17 protein-coding genes are annotated in these 18,849 nt (G+C 54.2%); 2 read left to right on the top strand and 15 right to left on the bottom strand.

Annotated elements, in window-relative coordinates; translation table 11 throughout:
* Nucleotides 1–35 precede the first annotated feature (35 nt).
* From W822_RS41140 to W822_RS41105, 8 genes are all read right to left on the bottom strand, one after another.
* Complete coding sequence (locus W822_RS41140) at nucleotides 36–785, bottom strand: sulfite exporter TauE/SafE family protein (RefSeq protein WP_024006601.1); 750 nt, start codon at nucleotides 783–785, stop codon at nucleotides 36–38.
* A gap of 63 nt (nucleotides 786–848) precedes the next feature.
* Complete coding sequence (gene dtd, locus W822_RS41135; protein WP_024006600.1) at nucleotides 849–1,298, bottom strand: D-aminoacyl-tRNA deacylase; 450 nt, start codon at nucleotides 1,296–1,298, stop codon at nucleotides 849–851.
* Between the two features lie 6 nt (nucleotides 1,299–1,304).
* Entirely contained in the window at nucleotides 1,305–2,246 is a 942-nt protein-coding gene (locus tag W822_RS41130; protein WP_034280791.1) for a 2-hydroxyacid dehydrogenase, read from the bottom strand.
* A gap of 49 nt (nucleotides 2,247–2,295) precedes the next feature.
* On the bottom strand, nucleotides 2,296–3,588 hold the full coding sequence (locus W822_RS41125; RefSeq protein WP_031243356.1) for an NAD(P)/FAD-dependent oxidoreductase: 1,293 nt from the start codon (nucleotides 3,586–3,588) through the stop codon (nucleotides 2,296–2,298).
* A gap of 29 nt (nucleotides 3,589–3,617) precedes the next feature.
* The gene (locus W822_RS41120; protein WP_024006597.1) at nucleotides 3,618–4,349 is read right to left on the bottom strand and encodes an amino acid ABC transporter ATP-binding protein; all 732 of its coding nucleotides are present in this window, start codon (nucleotides 4,347–4,349) and stop codon (nucleotides 3,618–3,620) included.
* Nucleotides 4,346–4,999 carry an amino acid ABC transporter permease gene (locus tag W822_RS41115; protein WP_024006596.1) on the bottom strand — a complete coding sequence of 218 codons (654 nt, stop codon included), beginning with the start codon at nucleotides 4,997–4,999 and terminating at the stop codon, nucleotides 4,346–4,348. The genes W822_RS41120 and W822_RS41115 overlap by 4 nt, the downstream gene beginning before the upstream one ends.
* A gap of 74 nt (nucleotides 5,000–5,073) precedes the next feature.
* On the bottom strand, nucleotides 5,074–5,826 hold the full coding sequence (locus tag W822_RS41110) for a substrate-binding periplasmic protein (protein ID WP_367379366.1): 753 nt from the start codon (nucleotides 5,824–5,826) through the stop codon (nucleotides 5,074–5,076).
* 9 nt (nucleotides 5,827–5,835) lie between these two features.
* A complete protein-coding gene (locus W822_RS41105) occupies nucleotides 5,836–6,411 on the bottom strand; it encodes a helix-turn-helix domain-containing protein (protein ID WP_172642815.1) in 576 nt (191 codons plus the stop codon).
* 395 nt (nucleotides 6,412–6,806) lie between these two features.
* On the opposite strand from W822_RS41105, the gene W822_RS41100 reads away from it, so the two are divergent.
* A complete protein-coding gene (locus W822_RS41100) occupies nucleotides 6,807–8,045 on the top strand; it encodes a DmpA family aminopeptidase (protein ID WP_031243353.1) in 1,239 nt (412 codons plus the stop codon).
* Nucleotides 8,046–8,200: 155 nt separating this feature from the next.
* Here W822_RS41100 and W822_RS41095 read toward each other — a convergent pair whose 3' ends face one another.
* From W822_RS41095 to W822_RS41070, 7 genes are all read right to left on the bottom strand, one after another.
* Nucleotides 8,201–9,397 (bottom strand): M20 aminoacylase family protein, encoded by a 1,197-nt coding sequence (locus tag W822_RS41095; protein WP_024006592.1) that lies wholly within the window; start codon nucleotides 9,395–9,397, stop codon nucleotides 8,201–8,203.
* A gap of 123 nt (nucleotides 9,398–9,520) precedes the next feature.
* On the bottom strand, nucleotides 9,521–10,285 hold the full coding sequence (locus W822_RS41090) for a DUF1828 domain-containing protein (RefSeq protein WP_024006591.1): 765 nt from the start codon (nucleotides 10,283–10,285) through the stop codon (nucleotides 9,521–9,523).
* A complete protein-coding gene (locus W822_RS46405; RefSeq protein WP_155848195.1) occupies nucleotides 10,282–10,785 on the bottom strand; it encodes a hypothetical protein in 504 nt (167 codons plus the stop codon). Before W822_RS46405 ends, W822_RS41090 begins: the two co-directional genes overlap by 4 nt.
* 107 nt (nucleotides 10,786–10,892) lie before the next feature.
* On the bottom strand, nucleotides 10,893–11,903 hold the full coding sequence (locus W822_RS41085) for an L-threonylcarbamoyladenylate synthase (protein ID WP_024006590.1): 1,011 nt from the start codon (nucleotides 11,901–11,903) through the stop codon (nucleotides 10,893–10,895).
* Nucleotides 11,904–11,987: 84 nt separating this feature from the next.
* Nucleotides 11,988–13,175 carry a 5-(carboxyamino)imidazole ribonucleotide synthase gene (locus tag W822_RS41080; protein ID WP_024006589.1) on the bottom strand — a complete coding sequence of 396 codons (1,188 nt, stop codon included), beginning with the start codon at nucleotides 13,173–13,175 and terminating at the stop codon, nucleotides 11,988–11,990.
* A 13-nt stretch (nucleotides 13,176–13,188) separates the two neighbouring features.
* Nucleotides 13,189–13,737: a 5-(carboxyamino)imidazole ribonucleotide mutase gene (purE, locus tag W822_RS41075; RefSeq protein WP_024006588.1), complete on the bottom strand. Its 549-nt coding sequence runs from the start codon at nucleotides 13,735–13,737 to the stop codon at nucleotides 13,189–13,191.
* 10 nt (nucleotides 13,738–13,747) lie between these two features.
* Entirely contained in the window at nucleotides 13,748–14,629 is an 882-nt protein-coding gene (locus W822_RS41070; protein ID WP_024006587.1) for a phosphoribosylaminoimidazolesuccinocarboxamide synthase, read from the bottom strand.
* 418 nt (nucleotides 14,630–15,047) lie between these two features.
* Here W822_RS41070 and W822_RS41065 point away from each other — a divergent pair, with 418 nt between their 5' ends.
* Complete coding sequence (locus W822_RS41065) at nucleotides 15,048–18,770, top strand: autotransporter domain-containing protein (protein ID WP_024006585.1); 3,723 nt, start codon at nucleotides 15,048–15,050, stop codon at nucleotides 18,768–18,770.
* Nucleotides 18,771–18,849 lie beyond the last annotated feature (79 nt).

The following is an 18,849-nucleotide window of genomic DNA, read 5'->3' as shown; positions in this document are numbered from 1 at the left end:
TTGCGTGCTTCACCTCCTGCAAGCTGCGGGCACCATCACAAGGCGATCAGGTGCGGAACGGAGGATGCAAGCAACGCTGCCCCCGCAAAGGTCAGCAACACCAGCACCACCAGCCGGAAGCGTTCAGGACTGAATCCCGCATACACCCTTGTTCCAATAAAGGACGGAATCAGAATCGAGGGCAAAACCAGCAAAAACATGGGCAACATGGGTTTGGTGACCAGCCCGCTCAACACATAGGAAAGCATGGTCAGCGACAGCATGGACAGATTGAAGTTCTGGATAATGGCGCGCTGCGTATCACGATTGGAATAACGAAGCGTGCACCACAGGGTCGGCAGCACACCCGAGAAGCCACCCAGTCCACCCATGACCCCGCCGCCCACACCAATAACCGCATTGGCAACATGTCCTCCAAAGGTGATTTTGGGCAGTTTCCTTGCGAAAATCATCACCGGACACCAAAGCAGCAGCAGACACCCCAGCGCAGCCTTGAACATATTGACATCAAGCATGGGCAGCAGCACCACGCCCAGCGGCACACCGACCAGCCCGCCCAGTACATAGGGTGCCAGCACCCGGGCATTGAATCCGCGCCGCAGTGACAATGTCCCGACAATCTGGCCCGTCATGCCACCAAATACGGCCAGCGCGGCGGCCAGGCGTGGATCAAGCACCCAGGCCCATAGGGACATGGAAACCAGCCCAAAGCCAAAGCCGGACAATCCTTGCACAAAGCCGGCGACCACTGCGCCCAGAATGACATAAATATAAATGACGTCCACTAGCGGCTCCCGTACCTTGGCCAGCCACGGAACATCCGCTGACAGATCGGCGGATTCAGGCAACTATCGGTCACGACTGTCCAGCATGATCGTCACCGGCCCGTCGTTAACAAGCGACACTTTCATATCTGCGCCAAAGACGCCGGTGGGAACGGGTCGCCCCATTGACTCGGACAGCTGTTGCACAAAGTGCTCGAAAAAAGGCCCGGCAAATTCAGGGCGTGCCGCGCCGGTATACGACGGGCGATTCCCCTTGCGAGTGTTTGCCATCAGCGTAAACTGACTAACCGCCAGAATCTGTGCGCCTGCATCCAGAACAGACAGATTCATCACACCACATTCGTCGTTGAAAATACGCAAGGCCAATGTCTTGCGCAGCAGATACTGCGCGTCCTGCTCGGTATCGTCAGGCGCAATACCCACCAGCAACAGCAGACCGGCACCGATGCCGGCGACCTCTCTCTCTTCGACGACAACACTGGCCTGACGTACCCGCTGAATCAATATTCTCATGTTGGCTCAATAACCCGCATCCCGTTTGACTTCGCCGGTAATGGGCTTACCCTGCAACGCGTCCTGCAGTTTGTCCCGTATCTGGCCCAGCGCCACATAATGGTTCGTGGGTCCGGAAATATGGGGCGTCAGTGTGATAGCGGGGTGTGACCAGAACGCGTGATCGACAGGTAACGGTTCCTGGCGCGTCACATCCAGAACGGCACGCGAGAGGTGACCGCTGTCCAGCAGCTCAATGAGATCTGATTCCACCACATGCTCGCCTCGTCCGATATTCATCAATACCGCGCCTTGCGGCAGACGCTGCAGCGAGTCGCGGTTCAGAATATCGCGCGTTTCATCGGTCAGCGGCAGCACGTTGATCAGGATCTGGCTCGATCCCAGAAAGTCGGCAAACTGCGACTCGCCATGAAAGCATGTGACACCAGGCAGCTCCTTGGGACTACGCGACCAGCCTTGTACCGGATAATCCAGCGCGCTGAGCGCCTGGGCGATTCGGGCGCCGATGACGCCCAATCCCATGACGCCGACTGTCAGACGATCTACCGGCGTCTGTTCTGCACTCTGCCACAGGCGTTGCGCCCGGTTCTGCTCATAGACGGCAAAATTGCGGGTGATACCCGATAAATAATGCACCACGTATTCAATCATGGGATTGGCCAGGCCACCGTCTTCCAGTCGAATAATGCGCGCGGTCGGGGGAATACCGGACTGGCGCAAAATCGCGTCTACCCCCGCACCCATATTGAATATCAGATTCAGTTGCGGATAGCGCTCAAAGAGTTCTGACTGAGGTTTCCAGACAATCGCGGCGCGGACCTCTTTCGGTTTTTCGTTATCTGCGGAATCAAAAATATGGGCATCCAGTTCCGGAAAATGCTGTTGAATCAGTTTTAACCATTTCTGTGTTGCGGCGCTGCTTTCTGATGCGAGTACGACGGGTATCATGTTTTGTCCTGCTCTATAACGAATTCGAAATCGAATAATAAATAAAAAATTAAGTCCGGCTATCCAGATAACGGTACCAGGCGATCAGGGCGCCAACATACAGTTTGCGCAAGCCATAAAAAGGCAGGCGCCGCACTGGGGTAAAAGGGATTGGCAGCGACGCCTGATCACCAGAGGTCAAATACGCTGCCAAAGCCTTGCCCATTGCAGTCTGCAAGCCGATGCCGCGGCCCTGACAGCCGATATTCAAGATCAATCCGGGTTCGGGCTGATGCAAATGCGGCATATAATCCTGAGTGACCGACACCCTGCCGCACCAATAATATTCAAATGGAATATCTTTGAGTTGCGGATATAGCAGTGTAATGGCTTTTTGCAGGTGATCCCAGTCCTGCCGGCCTCTCGGCTCGCGAAACGGCCCCCGTCCCCCCATCAGAAACCGCCCGGTGTGGTCCTTGCGAAAGTAAAGCAACAGATTGCGTGTATCTGATACCGGTTGGCCCTGCGGCAAAATGGTTTTAGCGATTTCTTCAGGTAGCGGCGCCGTTGCAACCTGATAGGTATTGGGGTCTACGACCGTTTCTTTCAGGTTCTTCCAAATCCCATCACTATAAGCATTGGCGCATACAACGATGCGACGTGCGTGGACGGCATCACCTTTTTCCGTGACAGCAAGCCAGCCGCTGCCTTTTTTGCGGATCGATGCCACCGGCGTCGCTGTGTGTACGGTGGCCCCCTCCTCAATAGCCGCGCGCGCAAGCTCGCGCACATAACTCAAGGGCTGCAATGAGCCGCCGCGCTCGTCAAACCAGCCACCATGATATTGATCCGTGCCCAGTAAATCGCCCACTTCGCTGCGCGACAAGGGACGTACAGGCGCCCCCTGCCTTTGCCAATCGGCAACGCGCTTCTTCACTAATTCAAGTGTCACCTTTGAATGCGCCGGCTGGATCCAGCCACTGCGCGTGTGCGGCACGTTGAGCTGATATTGATCGATAAGAGAATAGACCGTGCGTGCAGTCGCATCTGCAAAGTCGATCAGTTGCCGCCCTCGTGCCGGTCCGTAAGCATTCAGCAGTTCAGTCGGATCCTTTTTCAGACCAGGCACCAATTGCCCGCCATTGCGGCCGGATCCGCCAAAGCCGATCTCTCTGGCGTCAAGCACCATACACTGACTGCCTGCCTGTGCAAGATGCAGTGCTGTGCTCAACCCGGCGTAGCCCGCGCCTATAATTAATGTGTCGGTGTCGGCCGGACCGTCAAGCGCTGTGGTTACCGGCGCTGCGACGGCCGTATCGTGCCACAGGGCGGGAGACAGGGGAAATCGATTGTCGGGAAACATGGCAGATCCTTAAATCCAAAGTAAAAATCTCAAAACGGATGCAGAACACGCCGCAGAAAGTCCTGGGTACGTGGATGCTGTGGCGCATTGAGAATATCAGTGGCTTTACCCTCTTCCACAATCACGCCCTGATCAAAAAACAGGACTCGGTCGGCCACTTCCTTGGCAAACGCCATTTCGTGCGTCACGACAATCATGGTCATGCCGGCCCGGGCCATATCAGCCATAACCGCCAATACCTCCCCCACCAGTTCCGGATCAAGTGCAGAGGTCGGCTCGTCAAATAAAATGGCTTGCGGTTCCATGGCCAACGCGCGCGCAATGGCCACGCGCTGTTGCTGTCCGCCCGACAGCTGCTGAGGAAACGAAGACATTTTATCGGCCAGACCGACCTTTTCCAGATAGTGCGTCGCCGCATCACGCGCCTGCGTACGAGGAAGACCTTTCACATAGATCGGCCCTTCCATGACATTTTCCAGGGCAGTACGATGAGGGAAAAGATTGAAGCGCTGAAACACCATTGCCACTTCCTGACGAATCTGTCGCAGATGAGTACTTTGACGATCTACCATTTTTTCGTCAATGTGAATGCTGCCCTCTTCATAGCTTTCCAGTCCGTTGATACAACGCAGGATCGTTGACTTGCCCGATCCCGACGGCCCGATAATACAGACAACTTCACCATTATCGACCCTGGCATCGACACCACGCAAAACATGATTCTGGCCAAAGCGCTTGTGAACATTTTGAAGTGTAATCATGCTGGCTTGGTCCGTTTTTCCAGATATTTGACAAGAAAAATAAGGGGCATGCACATCACCAGATACATCACGGCGACCATGGTAAAAACAGTGATATTGTCAAAATTCGATGTCGCCAGCAGTTTTCCCTGCATGGCCAGTTCTGCAACCGTAATGGTAGAGGCCTGCGAAGAGTCCTTGAGCATCATGATCATGGTGTTGCCGTAGGGAGGCAACGTAATTCGCACCGCCTGGGGCAGAATGACCCGCCGCATCATGGTGGTCCATGTCATACCCATGGACTGCGAAGCCTCGACCTGCCCGTGATCGATCGCTTCGATGCCCGCACGGAAATTTTCCGACTGATAGGCCGAGTACGCTACGCCCAGTCCAAGAATGGACGCCTGTATGGCGTTGACATCGATGCCTATGTCGGGGAAGACAAAATAAACGTAAAACAGAATGACGATAATCGGGATACCGCGGATGATATTGACCGCGCTCTCGCTGAACCATGCCAGCCAGCGTACGCCGGAACTGCGCATGAGCGCCCATATCATACCAAGCACGGTTGACAATAACAGTGATCCGGCTGTTACGATGAGCGTGGCCTTGACTCCCTGCAAAAGCACAGGAAAATACTGAACAATGCGTACCGACAATTCATCCATATATCGCCTTCAATTGCGTTTGTCGTCTGTGGCGCCGGCATATATAAGGATGCGTGCCCGCGCAAGCGCATCACTTATTTTTCAAGTTTCCATTTTTTCAGAATAGCGGTGATCGTCCCGTCACTCTTCAGGGCATCGATGGCTGTGTTGAGCTTCTGTTGCAACGCCTTTTCATTCTTGCGCGTAATCAGGCCGAGATCCAGAACAACTGCTGGCTTGTAGCTTTCAACCAAGCGCACGCCTTTGAACATGTTATTGGTGAGATACGCGGCAGCAATCGGCTGATCCACCAGAACGGCCTGTACCCGTCCCTTTTCCAGATCGCGCATCATGTCAGTCGAGGCGTCGTACAGCTTCACATCCGTGATACCCGCTTTTTGTGCCGGGGCAATGTAAGTCGTACCTATCTGGATACCCACGGTCTTACCCTTCAAATCCTCAAGACTTCTGTACTCTGTCTTGTCGTCCTCAGGCACAACCAGGCCTTCTCCATAGCTGAAAATGGTGTTGGTAAAGTCGATGATTTTTGCTCGCTCCGCCGACTTGAGCATCGCGGCAGAAATAATATCGATTCGTTTGGATTGCAACGATCCGATCAGGGCCGAAAAGACCATTGGACTGATCTCATAGGTGAAGCCGGCTTTTTTCGAAACGGCGTCAATGACATCGACCATGACACCCGCAATTTTTCCTGACTTCGCATCCAGATAGGTAAACGGCATGCCGGTAGGGGTGGACCCGACTTTGTAATTGTCCGCGGCCAGCGCAACCGATCCGTTCAGACAAGCGGCCAGCATACACACAGATAACAGTTTTTTCATACGCATGATATTCTCCTATTCCCTTTCGGGTTTGGTAATAACCCACAGTACACAGGTGTCCTGATCGGTCGGGTTGCTCCACTTGCGTGGCATCTCGCTCGTATAGCAAAACGTATCATTCTGCTCAAGCCTGACGTAGCGGTTATCAAACCACAGCTGCAATTGACCATAAATGATCAGCCCGCTGATTTCGCCGCTTCGGGTGGTGATCCACTCGTCCCCCGAGCTGCCGCCTGGCTGAATGATGGCCTGGTACAAATCCAGGGATCGGCAGCGCGCCGGGGTAATGATTTTTTTAATAATTTTTTTATCTTTCATCACCACCTGCTTGTGCGAGGCCGCCCGGGCGACCCAACCGTCGGTCTGCTCATCGGTGCATTCGGTGTTGCTCAGTAGCTCATTGAGCGAAATATTCAGTGCGCCGGAAATCCGGTTCAGCATATTCACAGTCGGCGAAGTCATCCCGCGCTCTATCTGGCTCAGCGAACCAATCGAGATGTCCGCCTTGCGCGCGACCTGTTCCAGTGACAGACCCTGGCGGCGCCGGATATCACGCAACTGCTGACCCAGCCAGAAATCCACAAATGACACGATTTTTCCAGTGAATCTGGCGGCGGATGTTGGCGTAACAGGGTCCATGGCATCCATCCCGTGCGTCTTGAATATTCAAAATGAAATTTTCATTATTATGAATAATATACACATTTGAAATATTCAACGACCGGAATAACCCTATGTATATCTCATTTAAGGTAAGAAAATGAATGCCGGTATCCTGGCATTGGAGGTCCATCGACTTTCTCATACTTCACTTCTCGTTCAAAAGCAGGTTTAATGCTATGGGCAACACATGCTGAGATAACAAACTACCTATGAAAAACCAATCGATGCACCTCAGTCAGACATTGCAGGCGCAGAAATACTATTTTTTAAGGTTCTGTATTAATAAAGTTAATTTATGGTCGTCGAATTTTTTGGAGATTTAAATGCGCTCTACCGCACCAAAGTTACTTTCAATCATGTTGGCCTCTGTCTTCGTCTGTGCTCACGCACAGGCACCTGCCAATGACAACGACAACCGGCCACGGGCGCGTGATATCGGCCTGATCAGCGGTGTCCTGTCTCCCGGCAAACTGAATGCCATCACAGATGTCAACGGTGTTCTGGTGGGCCAGACCACATTGAACAAGGGTGACGACATACGTACCGGCGTAACAGCAATCCTGCCTCATGCGGGTAACCTTTTCAAGGAAAAGGTAGCTGCTGCTGTGTATGTCGGAAACGGGTTCGGCAAACTCATGGGTTCGACCCAGATCAGCGAATTGGGTGAGATCGAAACCCCCATCCTGTTGACTGGAACCCTCAACGTACCGCGTGTGGCCGACGCCTTGCTGGACTGGATGCTGGCGCTGCCGGGTAACGAGGACGTACGGTCAATCAATGCCGTGGTAGGCGAGACCAATGATGGCCAGCTTAACGACCTGCGCGGCAGGCACGTCGGCCAGGAGCAAGTGTTCGCCGCATTAAAATCGGCCGGTAATGGTCCTGTCGAAGAAGGCGCCGTCGGCGCTGGCACCGGCACAGAAGCTTTCGGATTCAAGGGAGGCATCGGCACGTCGTCACGGGTGGTGCCTGAAAGCGCAGGCGGCTACACGGTGGGCGTGCTGGTGCAGACCAACTTCGGCGGCGTGCTTACCATGAACGGCGCGCCGGTGGGCAAGGAATTGGGCCGCTACTATTTGAAAGAAGCCATCGAAGGCAAAAAAGTCAGCGCGCATGTTGGTAATGGCGCGTTGACGCTAACGAAGCATGATCCGATCCAGCTTGATCACGTCAGCGATCGTGCGGATGGATCCATCATGATGATCGTTGCCACCGATGCGCCGCTGGGTAGCAGAAATCTGGAGCGACTGGCAAAAAGAGCGATGCTCGGACTGGCCCGCACGGGGTCCCCAGCGACCAATGGCAGCGGTGATTACGTCATTGCCTTCAGCACTGCACCGGAAAGTCGGATCAACTCGTCTGAAGCGATACGGGAAACAAAAGTGCTTGGCAATAACGCCATGTCACCGCTCTTTCTTGCGACCGTAGAGGCAACCGAGGAAGCCATTTATAACTCTCTACTTAAAGCAACAACAACCACGGGCAGGGACGGCCGTGTTGTGGAAGCGTTGCCAATAGACAAAACAGTGGAGATCCTGAAAAAATATGGCGCCGTAAAATAGAATCCGGCTTGCAGACAAGGGGAAGTCTCACACATCAATATGCGATCGTTACCGTCATCGCATCTTTGTAGTTAACTGCCCTTAGTGCGTTTGGGGGTCGACGCGGGCCGTCTTCCCCGGTCGCATCGGTACCGGGAATGATTAGAGGTGTGCGGTTAGCTTGCTTTGGCCGCCAGATACCTTTCAGTCAGCCGGATCCAGTAGCTTGCCCCCACAGGAATCAGGCTGTCATTGAAATCGTAGCTGGGGTTGTGCAGCATGCAGGGCCCCAGACCATGATCCGGCTCACGATGATTGCCATCGCCGTTGCCCAGAAAGACATAACTGCCTGGCCGCTCGCGCAGGAAAAAGGAAAAATCTTCGGATGGCATGACCTGCACATGCTCCCGAACCATTTCGTCACGCTTATCGTCACCATACAACGACTCCATGACTTGTCGGCAGAAGTCGGTCTCATCCGGCGTGTTGACCAGCGGAGGATATTTGCGGTCAAAATCAATTTCGCATGTACAGCCAAAACTGTTCGCAATCTGGGTGGCCAGTTCACGCATACGCTTTTCCATCAGGTCAATGACCTCTTCGGAAAAACAGCGCACTGCGCCTGCCAGCCAGCCGCTATCGGGAATCACGTTGTTTGCAGAACCGGTATGAATTTGCGTGATGGAGAGCACGGCAGGATCAATCGGACGGACCGAACGCGAGACGACGGTTTGCAACGCCACCGCAATCTGTGCAATGGCAGGCACCGGATCGGCACAATCGGCCGGCGCAGCTGCATGACCGCCTTTTCCTGTCACCGTGATCCTGAACACATTACTTGAAGCCATTAAAGGCCCGCTACGGTAACCGAATGCGCCTTCGGGCAGGCCTGGCCAATTGTGCATGCCAAAAACGGCTTCGAACGGAAAACGTTCAAGCAGGCCATCGTCAAGCATGGCCTTGGCGCCTGCAGCGCCCTCTTCTGCCGGCTGGAAGATCAAATGCACGGTACCATCAAACTGACGGGTTTCATTCAGATAATACGCAGCGGTCAATAGCATGGTGGTGTGACCATCGTGGCCGCAGCCGTGCATTTTGCCGTCGTGGGTAGAGCGATGGGCGAACCGGTTTTCTTCCTGCATGGGCAGCGCGTCCATATCGGCACGCAGAGCGATCGCCTTGTCGGAAGTGCCTGCCTTGATGGTGGCGACTACACCGGTCCTGCCGATACCCGTCTCAAAGGGAATGCCCCACTGCGTCAGCTTGCGACAGATTACCTGCGCCGTTCTGTTCTCTTCATAGGCCAATTCGGGATGAGCGTGGATATCCCTGCGTACGTCCACCATTTCCTGCAGGTTCTTGATTTCTAACATAGAATGTTCCGGAGGTTCCAATAGAGCCATCATAATCCGGTTTGGCTCGGCGGGTAAAGCCAAGCAGGCTATCGGATCAAGAAAACGGGCGGGAAAACAGATTATTCAAACGTTTCAAGTGACTTAAGCCGCTGTTGCGTCGACTATTTTTCTCTCCAGATCATCCACATTATCTAAAGAGGGTATCTGATCGTTTGCTGCCGCCGTAAGGCGAGACAAATCCGATCGAGGAATCGCCCACATATCCTGATAGACGATCAGACTCCGAAAAACGACATGATTCTTTTGAAGATACTGCAAAATAATGGTCGCTAATCGTGCTTTCTCTCGATTTGACACACCGAAAATGAAAAGGGGCTTTTTCGAACTGATTGCAAAATCTATCGGATACAACTTGTGGTCTGCGAGACCTGGGACAGAGTAGTTAATCTCCAATCCGTCTCCGCAAATCTCCAGGAGTTTCTCCTTTAAATCATCGTAAAACGTACTTTCAACGTTGATCCGACTCAGTAAAGACAAATCGTGAATTCGTGTTATGCCTTGTCCGAAAGTGAATATTCCATTTGACAGAGCATCCGCAGGCACCTCAATAAACAGTTCTCCATCATCCGTTTCAAGTCCATGCTCGCCCAGTATCTGTTCGAATATCTTAGCTCGTGTTCCGTCTTTCAGTTTGTCTATGTCCAGATCATAGCTTAGATGCATCATTGTTAAGCCGTGGTCTGTTATGCGCCATCCGCCAGATGCCAGGCGATTTAAGTAGATAGCATAATTATCGCCATCGGAAAAAGTGAATGGCGTTGAGACGAAATAACTCCCATCACCAACTTCTGTCAGTGAAATATCAGCGCACATTGCCGTGCAAAGTTGTTCCTTCAATAGATTCATTTTTGACTATCAAATAATGACAAATTGGATTCAACGATAAGATCTTCTAGAGCTGAGACTCGTCTTGATTTTAGTCCAGTTATATTCCAATCCGTTATCAAACAATTAAATGCGCCGTTTAAATCGGTATACCGCGTTGTTATTTCAGCATAGCCCTCTGGTCGTCGGCCGGCCTCAATATATTCAGGAGTTGCAATGTGAATATGACAATGCGGGGCAAATTTCGTTCCGTCCAGTGAGTTGACATGAGCGTGGTCAGCTCCGTTATATCTGGCGAGCATAATCGACGCGTTGTTGCGAATAAGTTGTATGCCACAGGAAAATCCATCGTTGATAACAAGACTTTGTCGGGTAAATAACCGAAATCTATACTTTCTATCAACTGAAACCAAATCGTAATTCAATTGCTCATGTCTCGCTTTGGTCGTCGTTCGGGCACGTGGGTTAGTTACCCTCTTTTCTACTGACCGCAACAAATCTAATTCATCTTCTGTGAGCATGTTTCACCTACGCGACGCACTTTATTAACCACTAACTTACACTATGTTACCCACAATTGAGACATTTGCAAATTGTGGTTAGCAAGAGGAAATTGAGGGCATTTTTTTTATTCAAACGCAGCAGCTGCGCGCTGCAGGCGGTCGCTGATCGCGTCCCAGGCGACATCGCCCGGCAGGCGCTGGATCAGCAGATGATCAAAATGCTGCTGATCCGCGTCGCGTAGCAGTGCGTACAGATCGTGAGCGTAGCGGACCGGATCGGACGGGACCTGATGCCATTGAATTTGCGCCGGCAGCCCATTCGGCTGGGCCTCAAAAGCATAGACGGCCCACCGCTCCTGCTGCGGACGGCTCGCCAGCAGCCCTTTAAGGTCGCTGGCATCGAACAGGCTAAGACGCGTTTGCGGCGCATAGTGTGCTTTTAGCGTACCGGACGCGCGCGGGACGGCGCCGTCGGGCCGGGCCGGCGGGTATCCCAGCACCTGCTCCAGCTGCGTCGCCGAGATATGGCCGGGCCGTAGCAACACAACGGGTACACCCTGGGCAATTCGCGACACATCGACGATGGTCGATTCGATGCCGATTTCTGTATCGCCGCCTTCCAGCACCGGCATGCCATTGGCACACTCCTGCGGGAATTCGTCCCGGACATGCTGGGCCCGGGTGGGTGAAACATGACCGAATCGGTTTGCAGACGGTGCGGCGATTCCCGCCTGTCCGGACTCGCGCAGGCGGGCAAAGGCGCGAATCAAGGCCATCGCAACCGGGTGGGAGGGGCAACGCAGCCCGATACTATCCTGACCGCCGGTGACAGCGTCATCGATGGCCGGATTTTTAGGCAGAATCAGCGTCAATGGGCCGGGCCAGAAGGCCTCTATCAGCTTGCGTGCCTCTTGCGGAATATCCCGGGTCCAATAGGATAAGTCCGCTTCGGGAGCCACATGTACGATTAGAGGATGATTTGCCGGCCGCTGCTTGGCCGCATAGATTTTAGCCACGGCCTGTGCGCTTTCGGCGTCTGCGCCCAGCCCATAAACCGTTTCGGTGGGCAACGCCACCAGCCCGCCTTCGTTCAGGATGCGGGCTGCATGTTCAATAGCAGTAGTCGTAGCGGTCATGGAGAGGGTCTGTCAGGCTGGGTCGGGGCTGTAATAGGCTTGTGGCACGAGCAGCCCCGGTTGTAAAAAATACGTGCTAAAGCGTTACGGCAGATAAGTGCGAATGCCCAATTTTCGAATGACATCGCGCGCGCGCTCTTTCGCAAGCTCAATGGTGGTGCCCACAACATTGATATGCCCGACTTTTCGGCCAGGACGCGGCTCGTCTTTGCCGTACAAATGCAGGGACACCCCTGGTATGGCAAGAATCTCATGCCATTGCGGCTCCCTGGGATGGCTCGCATTACCGTTGAACCAGCAATCCCCAAGAATATTGAGCATAACGACCGGCGTGAGCAGATCGGTCGACCCCAGGGGCATACCGGTCATAACGCGTACCTGCTGTTCAAACTGGCTGGTGACGCAGGCATCCATCGTGTAATGACCACTGTTATGGGGACGCGGTGCAATTTCATTTGCAATCAGGCTGCCATCGGACAGCACGAAAAATTCGACGCAAAGCACCCCTTGATAATTGAGACCTTCAGCAATGCGAACGGCCGCATGACGAGCCTGCGTGGCCAGGTCGTCCTTGACCAGACCAGGCGCAACGACCGTACTGGCCAGAATCCCTTCTTCATGGGTATTAATACCGATGGGGAAAATTGCGGTTTCACCGTTAATACCACGCGCCATCACAACTGAAATTTCACGTTCAAGCGGCAGCATGGCTTCCAGAACACAGGGAATCTGGCCAAACACCCGGAACGCTTCGATGGCTTCCTCGCGAGAGGAAACCCGTTGCTGGCCCTTACCATCGTAGCCCAGACGCGCCACTTTCAGGATGCCGGGAAACAGTTCATCCGGTGCCTGTGTGAGATCTTCGTCGGCGCGCACCTCGCAGTACGGCGCCACGGGAATGTCCTGGGCACTGATAAAGGCTTTTTCTGCAATCCGGTCCTGCACCACGGCCACTGCGGCGGCGCCTGGCGTTACGCGGCACCGTGCCGAAAGTTGCTTCAGGCTACTGGCGGGTACGTTTTCAAATTCGGTCGTCACCGCCGGCGTCATCGCAGCCAGCTCTTTGAGTGCGACGATGTCATCATAGGCCGCCGACAGGTGTCGTTCGGCGACCATGCCGGCAGGACTGTTGCCCGACGGATCCAGTACCACCACCTTGTACCCGAGTTTCTGGGCTTCGTGACAGAACATGCGACCCAACTGGCCGCCGCCCAGCATGCCCAGCCATTCGCCAGGATGAATACGGTCGGAAAGTGCTATCGGTGTGTGCATGAATACGTCTCTTTCAATTCTTGGGAGCGGGCGGCAAGGTCATGGCCCGGGCAGTATTGGTCTGTTTTTCCCGGAAGGCCCGCAACTGTTCGCGCAGTGTTGCATTCGTCATGGACAACATGGCAATCACGTGCAGTGCGGCATTGGCTGCCCCTGCTTCGCCGATGGCGAAGGTGGCGACAGGGATGCCCTTGGGCATCTGTACAATCGACAACAGGGAATCTTCGCCGCGCAGATACCGCGAAGGAACCGGCACGCCAAAAACAGGCACTTCGGTGAGCGCAGCCATCATACCGGGCAGATGCGCGGCACCGCCCGCGCCTGCAATAATGGCGCGCAGACCGCTGTCGTAAGCCGCCGCGCCATATTCAGCCATGTCTTGCGGCATGCGATGGGCTGAAATAACCTGAGCCTTATAGGGCACGCCGAACTGTTCGAGCATGTCGGTGGCGTTTTTCATGACGTCCCAATCGCTGGACGAACCCATGATGACGCCGACGACAGGCTGGCCCGAATGCGGTGTCTTGTCGGCAGCGCTACTTTGCTTTTCAGTCTGATTCATGACGCCCCGCTTACCCGATCAGGCGGGTAGCCGCCTCACGATATTTGTCGGCTGTTTTCTGCAATACGTCCTGGGGCAGTCGCGGCGCGGGCGCCGTTTTGTCCCAAGGCTGTGTTTCCAGCCAGTCGCGGACAAACTGCTTGTCGAACGACGGTGGACTGATACCGGTCTGGTATGAGTCGGCCGGCCAGAAGCGGGAGGAATCAGGGGTCAGCACTTCATCCATCAAATGCAGGACGCCGTTTTCATCCAGGCCGAATTCGAATTTGGTGTCCGCAATCAGAATGCCTTTTGAAGCGGCATAGTCTGCAGCCTCTGTGTACAAACGCAGCGTAATATTGCGAATCTGCCCCGCCACGTCCTGCCCTACTTCACGCACGACATGATCGAAATCCACGTTCTCGTCGTGTGAACCCATTTCTGCCTTGGCCGCCGGTGTAAAAATGGGTGAGGCCAGTTTCTGCGCCTGGACCAAGCCAGCTGGCAAAGTCACGCCGCATATTGCGCCGGTTTTCTGGTAGTCGTTCCAGCCGGATCCGATAAGGTAACCGCGCGCAACCGCTTCGACCAGCACGGGTTTGAGCCGCTTGACAACCATGGCGCGTCCGCGAACCTGATCAGCTTCAGACGGTTCTACGACCTCTTCAGGCGCGATGCCGGTCACATGCGTAGGAATCAGATGGCCAAGTTTCTTTAGCCAGAACTCGGTCAGTTCGGTCAGGACCTGGCCCTTGCCTGGAATGGGATCATCCAGAATGACGTCGAACGCAGAAATACGGTCGGTGGCCACAATCAGCAGTTTGTCGTCGCCCACGGCGTACATGTCACGGACTTTGCCGCGTGCCAGCAGGGGCAAAGACTGAATATCAGATTGAAGAAGCGCAGATGTCACCGGGAATCCTTTGCAAGGGAAAATATCACGCCCCGCATGACCGAATAAAAAAGGCCACCTTGCGGGGTCGTGCAACATAAATGGGAATAATCCGATATTTTACCGCCATCTGCCGTGGATGAAGGCAAAAACACCGAGTGCGACGCATCGTCGACAAGCCCCCCAGTACCAGGCCCGGAGTATCCGGCTGACAAAACCAGATATCTGCTCGGCATCTGAACCCCGACCCTGCCGTTTTTGACAAATTGCTCATCCCGGTCGGGTATGTCACCTTGGTATAAACCCGCAGACTTTTTGCAAAACATTTCGCCTCTATCTTTATTTACATAACATTACATTTTGATTAATTTTGTCATTACTCGGCAAGCATGTTGTTGAGCGATTCTTCTTTACCTTATTGACAATATTGGGAGACAAAATGAAATGTTTATTCCGGTACAAAGCGCTACATGTCCATACGCTTGTTGCGCTTCTATGCGGTGGCTCAGCCTTTGCACCGATTCACGATGCAACGGCCAGCGAGCGCAAGAGCAACACGCAGATTTTCACGCCCAAAGCGCGCGGCGATCGGGAGGGCTTTAGGACATCGGAGTTTTTCGCAAACTGGGGGCTGAATCTTCACAAATTCGATGCGGCCTACGCCTCAGGTGCAACGGGCCAGCACGTGAAGGTGGGACAACTGGACAATCCCCTGTATGTAGCGCATCCCGAACTGGCCGGAATCAACTTCAGCCCCGTAGGCAGTTTCCCTCTGGCTACCAAACCAAAATTTGATGCAGGCACGGGAAAGCCAGCCTATCACGGCATGCATGTGGCTGGCATTATTGCCGCCAGAAAAGACGGTAAAGGCATGCATGGCGGGGCCTTCGGCGCCACCGATTTCGTGGCCGGCGATTTCACGCAACTGTATGACGCGTACCTGCAGGCAGGCGAATCGCTGTCCAAGCTCGGACAAACCATCGTCGACTCGGGCGCTGATTTCATCAATCACAGCTACGGATATAATTTTGGCAATTACGCGTTTCCGGTGACGCTTCCCGACGGAAAAACCGGCGCACATGGTCCCGATATTCGCCACATGCAGCAATATCGGAATAATGCACATATCGAGTTCAGTTCCGCCAACGGTGTTGTCAACGTCAGCTCAGCAGGCAATGATCGCTATTATGCCGCGTTCACTGCGGCGTTCAACAAATATGACGCACGTCCCCGTCTGTTCCGGGGAATCGGCAACGCCACCGGCATCAATAGCATCCCGTATCTGAATTTTCGTGCGCAGGACCTGAGCGACGAGAACTGGAGCCGAATCGAAAAGGGTATCGTGAGCGCCGTCATCCTGAATGGCACAAACGATATCAACAGCTATTCGAACATCTGCGGCATCAGTAAATACTGGTGCATCGGCACCGCCGGCGGCATGCTGGCAGAACCCGATAAAGCGTATGCGACAGCACTGCCTTCCCTGCCTCATTCCGTTGACTACTATTATCCTGACGCAAGCGGCCAGAAATACATTTACGAACAACTGACTGGCAACATTTCTTCTGACAAGTATCGGATTCTGAGCCTTGCCGTGACCAGCAAAGCGCCGCCGGGCTCTCCCGAATCTGTCGTGATGGATCCGAAAAACCTGCAACCCGTCTACCGGATGGCCATGGGCACATCCATGGCAGCCCCCACGTTGACGGCCGGGCTTGCTGTCACAAAGTCCCGGTTTCCCTATCTGCAGAACTGGCAGATTCGTGACATTGTTTTGAGTACAGCACAGGACCTCGGCGCGCCGGGCATTGACCGGGTGTATGGCTGGGGCGCGATGGATCTGGAAGCCGCCATGGGCGGGCCTCGCGCCTTGTTCGCATTGCGCAGGGATTATCTTGAAAAGCTTGAAAAATATGAAACTGAAGCCGCCGACAAATACAATCCCGTCGTTGCACAAGCCGATTATTACGCTACGCAGGCCTACGAATTAAAGCTTCAAATGATCGAAAATGCAAAACGCGCAGACGAAGCGGAAAAAGCAGGCAATAAGGATGAAGCAGCGCGACTGCTCGCCGTGAATAAACAACTTGCGCCACAAGAGGCCGCGTTTCGCAGGCAGGCATATGAGCATGAACTGACGCGCATACAGCCGAATAATGTGGCGGACACACCCGAGAATGCATTTGAATATATCAACTTTGTGGTTGATATTCCGGGCAAAAAATCTGAAACGTGCGCAGCCGACGCATGCGTTGCCGATGCCTGGACCAACGATATTTCAGGCCCGGGCGGACTGGAGAAAAAAGGCAAGGGCCTGTTGGCACTGGCTGGCAACAACCGTTACACCGGCGGCACAAAAATTGCCGACGGCGTGCTGCAGTTCGGCATTGGCGGTACATCCGGCAGCGTGACAGGCGACATTATCAATAACAGCTCGCTGGTTTTTGCACGGTCCGATGAATGGGCCTACAAGGACAGCATCAGCGGTTCCGGAGATGTGTCCATTTTAGGCGGGGGTACTTTCCGTCTGCAGGGCGCCAATACCTACTCTGGTCTCACCCATGTTTATGACGGCCGGTTTGCTGTGGACGGTTCAGCAGCGTCCAGGGCCATCGTGTATGGCGGAGGCATTGTCAGCGGCAACGGCCGGGTCGGTGGCCTTCATGTTCGTCGGGACGGAATCGTTTCACCGGGCAATTCGATCGGCACCCTGACGGTCGCAAAATCAGATGCGGCAGGGACAGGCAACGCGGTGTTTGAACCGCATTCGCGGCTGGCCATCGAAATCGACGGCCAGGGTCACCATGACGTATTGAAGGTTGAAAACGAAGCGCAGATCCACGGCGGTCTGGTCGATGTCGGCATTGCCAGTCTGTCCAGGCCGCAGTTGGCGCAACAGCTCAGACAGAGCACGCATAAGCCATATACCATTCTGACTGCCGGCGCCGGTGTGACGGGGACATTCGATCACGCGCGCCTGGATATGAACCTGCCCTTTATCGCCGCCGGCTTGCGCTATTCACCTCAAACAGTTGGGCTGACCCTGGGTCGAAACAATCTTGCTTTTTACGATGTCGGCCAAACACATAACCAGAAGCAGATCGGTAGCGGCATTGAGTCATTGACGCCAGGTCTTCCGTTATACGATGCGTTGCTGACATCGGCATCACGCCAGGAAGCAATCGACAGTTTGCAGCAGTTGTCCAGTGTAGACATTCATGCGTCACTCAAACAGGTATTGATTAGCGACACCCGATTCATGCGTGAGGCTGTCCTCGGTCGCGTAGGAAATATCTCGGTCCCGACTGGCGGCGCCGGAGTCGACCGCGAACCGCTCGCGGTTGCGAGCACGAACGTGTGGGGCAAGGTGCTGGGCTCGTGGCAAAAACACAAGGGCGATGGCAACGCCGCCCGGCTGGATCGAAATACCGGCGGCCTGATCTTCGGCGTAGATCATTTATTCAACCCCAATTGGCGTGCCGGTGCGTTGGTCGGCTTGTCCAATAGCTCGCTCAAGAGCGATCACGCTTCAGCCAAAGTGGACAGTTACCAGCTCGGCGCGTATGCCGCGACAGAACACGACCGTCTCGGGCTGCGTGTGGGGGCCACCCTGGCTCACCATGAAATCACCACCCGACGCGCTGGCTATTTCGATATGATATCCAGGAACGAAGCCGATTACAGCGCAAACAGCCTGCAAGTCTATGGCGAGCTGGGATACAAGTTTGCGGCCAATGCCGTTGTCATCGAACCGTTTGTCAACAGTGCGTATACGCATTTGCGGACCAGCGCATTCGAAGAGGATGGCGATGCCAGCGTGGCATCCGGCAAACGTCAATCTGCCAATGTGGTTTCCAATACCCTGGGGGCAAGGATCTCCAATACCATTGAAAGCGGCTCCGGTACCGAGTTCAGACTGTCAGGCATGATCGGCTGGAATTACAACTTTGGAGATATTGACCCGGTTGCCTCTGTGAAGTACCAGGGCGGCAAGACGTTTGACGCCAGAGGGACTCCGATTTCCCGAAGCGCATTCGTAACCGAGCTGGGTGTGCAGGCAGCCTTCAAAAAGAGCCTCTCGGGAGGTTTATATTACGACGGCCGATTCGGCAAGAAAGTTTCGGACCACGCTTTATCGCTGGGTATTCGCTATACCTTCTGATCAGCGGAAGTATGGCAAAAGCGCCGCTCATCATGACGTATGACGTACGTCATTAAATAACACCTCAAAAGTTGGATTG

The sequence above is a fragment of the Advenella kashmirensis W13003 genome (assembly GCF_000506985.1).
GTDB classification, from domain to species: domain Bacteria; phylum Pseudomonadota; class Gammaproteobacteria; order Burkholderiales; family Burkholderiaceae_B; genus Advenella; species Advenella kashmirensis_A.
The sequence above is the reverse complement of the archived record's forward strand: the minus strand, read 5'-3'. Positions and strand labels throughout refer to the sequence as shown.

Coding starts and splice junctions, on each gene's coding strand:
- W822_RS41120 (WP_024006597.1), bottom strand. CDS start 4,349: ATGATTACACTTCAAAATGTTCACAAGCGCTTTGGCCAGAATCATGTT.
- W822_RS41100 (WP_031243353.1), top strand. CDS start 6,807: ATGCGCTCTACCGCACCAAAGTTACTTTCAATCATGTTGGCCTCTGTC.
- W822_RS46405 (WP_155848195.1), bottom strand. CDS start 10,785: ATGCTCACAGAAGATGAATTAGATTTGTTGCGGTCAGTAGAAAAGAGG.
- dtd (WP_024006600.1), bottom strand. CDS start 1,298: ATGAGAATATTGATTCAGCGGGTACGTCAGGCCAGTGTTGTCGTCGAA.
- W822_RS41110 (WP_367379366.1), bottom strand. CDS start 5,826: ATGCGTATGAAAAAACTGTTATCTGTGTGTATGCTGGCCGCTTGTCTG.
- W822_RS41125 (WP_031243356.1), bottom strand. CDS start 3,588: ATGTTTCCCGACAATCGATTTCCCCTGTCTCCCGCCCTGTGGCACGAT.
- W822_RS41130 (WP_034280791.1), bottom strand. CDS start 2,246: ATGATACCCGTCGTACTCGCATCAGAAAGCAGCGCCGCAACACAGAAA.
- W822_RS41085 (WP_024006590.1), bottom strand. CDS start 11,903: ATGACCGCTACGACTACTGCTATTGAACATGCAGCCCGCATCCTGAAC.
- purE (WP_024006588.1), bottom strand. CDS start 13,737: ATGAATCAGACTGAAAAGCAAAGTAGCGCTGCCGACAAGACACCGCAT.
- W822_RS41080 (WP_024006589.1), bottom strand. CDS start 13,175: ATGCACACACCGATAGCACTTTCCGACCGTATTCATCCTGGCGAATGG.
- W822_RS41090 (WP_024006591.1), bottom strand. CDS start 10,285: ATGAATCTATTGAAGGAACAACTTTGCACGGCAATGTGCGCTGATATT.
- W822_RS41095 (WP_024006592.1), bottom strand. CDS start 9,397: ATGTTAGAAATCAAGAACCTGCAGGAAATGGTGGACGTACGCAGGGAT.
- W822_RS41065 (WP_024006585.1), top strand. CDS start 15,048: ATGAAATGTTTATTCCGGTACAAAGCGCTACATGTCCATACGCTTGTT.
- W822_RS41115 (WP_024006596.1), bottom strand. CDS start 4,999: ATGGATGAATTGTCGGTACGCATTGTTCAGTATTTTCCTGTGCTTTTG.